A 1,168-nucleotide genomic window follows, 5' to 3' on the forward strand; every position below is an offset into this window, starting at 1 on the left:
CCGTAAGATCGACGCAGCCTTCAAGCACGAAGTCGTGCGCTTAGTGCTGGATAAAGACATGCCCGTGCGCGAGGTGGCCATCGCCATGGGTGTGGGCGACACGGCGGTGCGCCGTTGGGTACAACAGTACAAAAGTGCAAATGGGCTGCCTCGACCCAGCGGGCCGTTAACGGCCGAGCAGCTACGCATCCGCGAGCTGGAAATCGAGAACCGCCAGTTGCGTGAGGATAACGATATCCTAAAAAAAGCGTCGGCCTTCTTTGCACGAACCCTCAGATAGGATTTGGCGTAGTCAAGCATCTGCAAACGAAGGCCATTGCGGTATTGCGAGCATGCCGGTTATTAGGGGTAAGCCGCTCAGGGTATTACAAGAGCCGGCGCGCACCGGGACGGTCGGTTCGCGATGTGCGCGAAGAGGTGTACGTACGAGCGGCTTTTAGCGCGAGCCATGAAACCTACGGCAGCCGCCGTATCGTACGGGCCGTACGCAGCCAGGGGCTGAGTATTGGGCGATATCGCGTCCGTAAGCTGATGAAGCGGGCACAGCTCACACCGCGTTGGAGGCGCCGGTTCGTCACTACCCCGAACAGCCATCCGAATGTCCGGGTAGGGGATAACCTGCTAGACCGGCAGTTCTCAGTACAGCACCCCAATCAAACCTGGGTCACCGACATCACCCATGTCGTCACAGGGCGGGGATGGCTTTACCTGGCCGCCGTGCTGGATCTGTACTCCCGCAAGGTCGTCGGGTGGGCAACCGCCACCACGCTGAGCAGCAGCGTCGTCATCCAGGCATTGGATAGGGCTATGGCCCAACGGCACCCGCCTCGCGGCCTGATCGTGCATTCGGATCGAGGCTCTCAGTTCACCGGCGGGGCTTACCAACACTATTTGCACCGATACGGCATCCGATGCAGCATGAGCCGTGCCGGAAACTGTTGGGATAATGCCGTCATGGAGCGCTTCTTTTTAAGCCTGAAGCGCGAGTGGCTCTGGCCACAACGCTATGCCAATCAAAGCGAGGCTGCCAAAGACATCGCTCGCTATATCCATCTGTTTTATAACCCCGTTCGCATACATTCCACATTGGGGTACTTAGCCCCCGACGCCTATGAGCAAGTAGAAGCCCAAAAAACTCGCTTTAAACTGTCTACTAAAACTTGACCAC

At 58.0% G+C, this 1,168-nt stretch carries 1 protein-coding gene; it reads left to right on the forward strand.

Annotated features, from left to right (window positions below; translation table 11 throughout):
* A protein-coding gene (locus tag CEY11_RS24930; protein WP_233155074.1) for an IS3 family transposase occupies positions 1-1,164 on the forward strand; the annotation gives its coding sequence in 2 pieces (ribosomal slippage) (positions 1-251 and positions 251-1,164; 1,165 coding nt annotated over the 2 pieces). This gene is flagged as partial in the annotation.
* Between the last annotated feature and the right edge of the window lie 4 nt (positions 1,165-1,168).

Origin of the sequence: Candidimonas nitroreducens (genome assembly GCF_002209565.1) — a bacterium.
In the GTDB taxonomy this organism is placed as follows: domain Bacteria; phylum Pseudomonadota; class Gammaproteobacteria; order Burkholderiales; family Burkholderiaceae_B; genus Candidimonas; species Candidimonas nitroreducens.